Here is a 4,566-nt window from a genome sequence, read left to right as displayed (position 1 = left end):
TGGCGGTGAGGAAACAAAGGTGAATGACGGCAACCCGATCGCCAACTATCCGGCCGTGACGTTCTCCTGGCGCAAAGTCGCCGCAGGTACAGATACGGTGCTGAAGGGATCGGAATGGACGCTGACGCGCCAGGACCGTCCCAACGAGGTGACCGTCATCCGCGACGGATGGACCGACGGCGGCGCGTCCAGCTGCAGCGATGGCAGCAACACCTGCGGCCAGAATGATCTGGCCACGGGCACGGACGGCGCCGGTCTGCTCACCGTGCGCGTGATGGTCGACTCGTCGCTGACCGACTCGTCGTCGATCACGTGGATCCTGCAGGAGACGAAGGCGCCGGACGGCTACCGTCTCGACGGCACGCGATACCTGGTGACGCTCTCCAGGGGTGACGGCGGCGATAGCGGGCCGAAGTGGAAGATCACCTTCACACCCCAAGCCGACGACCCGTCGCAGTCGCAACAGCTGTGCACGGTCGCCTCCGGCACCGATAACAACTCAACCGACGTCATCAACTCCGGAGCAGCGTGCAAGATCACCAACGAACCCCTGCCGGAATTGCCCGGCACCGGTGGCTCGGGAACGGTCGGCCTGCTGATCACGGGTATGTTGCTCACGGCGCTCGCCGGCGTGGGACTGAGCGTGCTGTGGTCGCGGCGCATGCGATTGCGGTAATGGGCGCAAGGCCCCCGTTCCCCGGCTTGGCCCGCAATGCAAGGCGGACCGGCCTGGGAACGGGAACCGGCACGGCGGGAGCCGCGTGGCGGTCGCCCGCACAGCAAAAACACACACAGTCTTGAAGGTTATTTGCCAACGAAAGGAGGTTGGGGCTCGACACCCAAGAAGGGGTGCCGCAGGTGCGCGAATCCGCAGAGCAGCGGTGGCGCGCCAACCGAAGACATATCTCATATCACTGCCGACACCATGAAAGCGTCGGCAACGAATACGAAAGGAATATTGCCATGAAGAGAATATGGAGGGCCGTAGCCGGCGTCGTGGCTGCCGCGGCGACACTGCTGACGGGAGGCATGGTGGCGTCCGCCGCCAACGCCGCAGAAGGGCCGACGAATCCGGGCTCGGTGATGGTGAGCAACGTGCACGACAACCAGCGGTACGACGTCTACCAGATGCTGACGCTGGAGAGCGACACCAATTACACGACGTTCAAGTACAAGGCGGCGACAACAGAATGGAGCAGCTTCCTGAAGACAGACGCCACCGCTCAGAAGTACATCACCGTGGACACTGACGGGTACGTGACGTGGAAGAATTCGGAACATCCGGACTCTGATGTGCAGGCGTTCGCGCAGGCGGCGCTCGCATACGCCAAGGATCATACGGACGCCATCACGGCTGCAGGCCATTACCAGCGGACCGTTGACGAAGGCAACGCGGTTACGGAAGACAAGTCCGACAATGCGGAATACACGGCTGCCACTAACTTCTCGACGGCGTACGTGACATTCTCGGATCTTCCCCTCGGCTATTACCTGGTGGGCAGCACGACCGGAGCGCTGGTGAGCCTGACCACCACGAAGCCGGAAGCGTCGACGGAAGACAAGAACGAGGTGCCCACGATCGACAAGCAGGTCCAGGAGAATTCCGACGGGCAGTGGGGTGACAAGAACGACGCCGCCATCGGCGAGACCGTGGATTTCAAGACCACGATCGAGGTGAAGGAGGGCGCGAAGAACTACAAGCTGCACGATCAGATGAGCAAGGGCCTTACCTTCAAGCAGATCGACAAGGTTGAAGTCGAGGGCGTCAAAGTGGAATCTTCCGTCGACACATGGCAGCTGCAGGAGACCCCGGATGGTGACGACACCTTCACGGTCAAGTTCGCGGATGCGTATGTGGCCGGTCTGGCCGGCAAGAAGATCGTGGTCTATTACTCCGCAACGGTCAACAAGGACGCGGTCATCGCCGGCAAGGGCAACCCGAACGAAACCTGGCTCGACTACGGCGACAACGGCCACACGGAGCACGACAAGACCACCACATACGTGTGGGAGTTCAGCGTGTTCAAGTACACGGGTGGCGAGAAGAAGACCCCGCTTAAGGGCGCGAAGTTCAAGCTGTCCACCAGCATCGTTGATGTCGAGGGGTCTACGCTCCAGTTCGTCAAGCTGGACAGTGACGACAACGGTATCGACCAGTATCGCCTCGCAACTGCAGGCGATGAGAACACGGTCACCGAGTTCACCACGCCCGACACAGGCAAGTTCAGGCTGTTCGGTCTTGACGCCGGCACCTACTACCTGACTGAAACCGAGGCGCCCGGCGGCTACAACAAGCTGACCGACTCGATCGTGGTCGAAATCGACCACGATGGCAATGTGACGGTGGGCGGCCAGAAAGACGACGACAAGACCGTCGAGGTGGAGAACAAGTCCGGCAGCGAACTGCCGACCACCGGCGGCATGGGCACGGTCGCGCTGTACACGGCCGGTGCGGTGATCGTCGTCATCGCCGCCCTGGGTCTGGCCGTGGTGCTGCGCAAGCGGCAGCACGCCTGACCGGCCCGGCTATACGGCAGCCGCAATACATAACTCAACCCCTTGTCTTTTCGGGGTCATGAAAAGACGCAGCATCGCGCCGCCGCAGCCGGCCCGGTCGTCTCCGGCGGCGCGAATGCTCTTCATACTTCATAGATGCTTCATCGTCATTGTTCATTGAGGGGATTTCAGGGGAAGAGGGCTGATATGACTGCGGATTTCAAGTCACGGACGCACGGTTGGATTGCGGTCGCGGTGGCGCTGCTGGTATCGCTGGCATTGGCGGTTGCCGGCTCTGCTTCCGCGCGGGCGGCGGCCGCGGCCGAACCGACGGGCGACGGCTCCGTCACGGTTACGTATACGCATGACGGCGCGCCCGTGCCCGGCGTGCCGCTGGAACTGCACAGGGTCGCCTCGTGGGGCGAGGACTGGGCGGCCGAACCGACGGAGACCTTCAAGGGGTATCAGGTCGACTGGCCGTCGCTGAACGGCATGGACCAGAACGGCTTGCGCGACCTGGCGAACACGCTGGCGGGATACGTCGCCCGCGACCGGCCGCAGGCGCTGCGGACCGGCGAAACGGGCGTCGACGGCATCCACGCCTTCACCGACCTGCCCAACGGCCTGTACCTGGTGACGTATGACGCATACAGAAGCGACAGCCTGTCCTGCGAGTCGGGCGCCGCGCTGGTGTCGTTGCCGACGCGCACGGGCGCGGACGGCGCCGCCGCCGGCGTGAACGTCTCCATGGAGCCGAAGGCCGATTGCGAGGTCCCGCCGACGACCCCGCCGGATGAAAAGGAACGCCTCAAAGTCGTCAAGACGTGGAAGGACAACGGCGACGCGCACGGCAAACGCCCCGCCGCGGTGGTCGTCCAACTGCTGAAGGACAGGACCGTGGCGGAGGAGGTCACGCTTGACGCGTCCAACGCCTGGACCCACGAATGGACCGGCCTCGACAAGAACCATGCATGGACGGCGGTCGAGAAAACCGTTCCCGACGGGTATGCGACCAGCACCGACCGCGAGGGCGCGACCGTCACCATTGTGAACACCTACGCCCCGCCGTCCAATCCGCCGACGAACCCGCCGTCCACGATCAGCAAAACCGGTGCGGCCGTGGCAGGCGTGACCATACTCGCCGTCGTGCTGCTGGTCGCCGGCCTCGCCGTCAAGCGCCTCCAGCGCAGGCGGCAGGAGTGACCGTCCGATGAACACGCAGACGGCGCAATGACGCATCCGGACAGCCGGCGTGGCGCCCACCGGCCACGCCGAATCGCCGACATGGGACTGGGGCTCGTCGCCACCTTCCTCGTGCTGCTGCTGGTGGCGGGCGTGGGCATGCTGGCGTATCCAACCGTGGCGGACGTGTGGAACCGCATGCACCAGTCGCAAGTGGTGGCGTCGTATGTCGAGACAATCGACGATCTGGGCGCTCAGCGACGCCAGGAACTGCTGGACGCGGCGCGGTCGTACAATGCGCAGCTGGAACGGTCCGCGCAGGACGACCAGATGGACCGGTGGTCCGAAGCCTCCACGAAGTCCGAGGAGTTCGAACAGGCATACCGGTCCACCCTGGATGTGACGGGCACCGGCATCATGGGCTACGTCACGATTCCAAGGCTCAAAACCCGACTGCCGATATACCACGGCACGGAAGATTCGGTGCTGCAGATCGCCGTGGGGCATCTGCCCGGCTCGTCACTGCCGGTGGGCGGCGAGGGGACGCATGCGGTGGTGTCCGGCCACACCGGTCTGCCGTCCGCCCGGCTGCTGACCGGCCTGGACGAGCTGCGCGCCGGCGACACCTTCGCGTTCCATGTGCTGGACGAGACATACACGTACGAGGTGGACCAGGTCGAAGTCGTGCTGCCGGACGACTTCCAATACCTGTCCATCGACCCCGGCGGGGACTATGCGACGCTGATAACCTGCACGCCCTACGGCATCAACACGCATCGGCTGCTGGTGCGCGGGCACCGGATCCCCAACCCGACGACTCCGGACACCACCGACTACGACTGGCCCCAGCGACTGTTCCGGTCGGCGATCGCGGGATGCGCGACGCTG

Annotated in this window: 4 protein-coding genes; all 4 read left to right on the top strand. The window is 64.2% G+C overall.

Annotation, left to right across the window (positions count from 1 at the left end; all coding sequences use genetic code 11):
• Positions 1 to 676 (top strand): prealbumin-like fold domain-containing protein (locus tag B2994_RS00115; RefSeq protein ID WP_291526389.1); only part of this gene is annotated, 676 nt, incomplete at its 5' end.
• A gap of 287 nt (positions 677 to 963) precedes the next feature.
• Positions 964 to 2,517 carry a SpaH/EbpB family LPXTG-anchored major pilin gene (locus B2994_RS00110; RefSeq protein WP_291526388.1) on the top strand — a complete coding sequence of 518 codons (1,554 nt, stop codon included), beginning with the start codon at positions 964 to 966 and terminating at the stop codon, positions 2,515 to 2,517.
• Positions 2,518 to 2,703: 186 nt separating this feature from the next.
• Complete coding sequence (locus tag B2994_RS00105) at positions 2,704 to 3,699, top strand: Cna B-type domain-containing protein (protein WP_291526387.1); 996 nt, start codon at positions 2,704 to 2,706, stop codon at positions 3,697 to 3,699.
• A gap of 81 nt (positions 3,700 to 3,780) precedes the next feature.
• A partial coding sequence (locus B2994_RS00100; protein WP_291526386.1) for a class C sortase occupies positions 3,781 to 4,566 on the top strand: 786 nt, incomplete at its 3' end.

Origin of the sequence: Bifidobacterium sp. UBA744 (genome assembly GCA_002298605.1) — a bacterium.
Lineage (GTDB): Bacteria > Actinomycetota > Actinomycetes > Actinomycetales > Bifidobacteriaceae > Bifidobacterium.
Note: the sequence above shows the minus strand (reverse complement) of the source record. Positions and strands in the feature narration are given on the sequence as shown.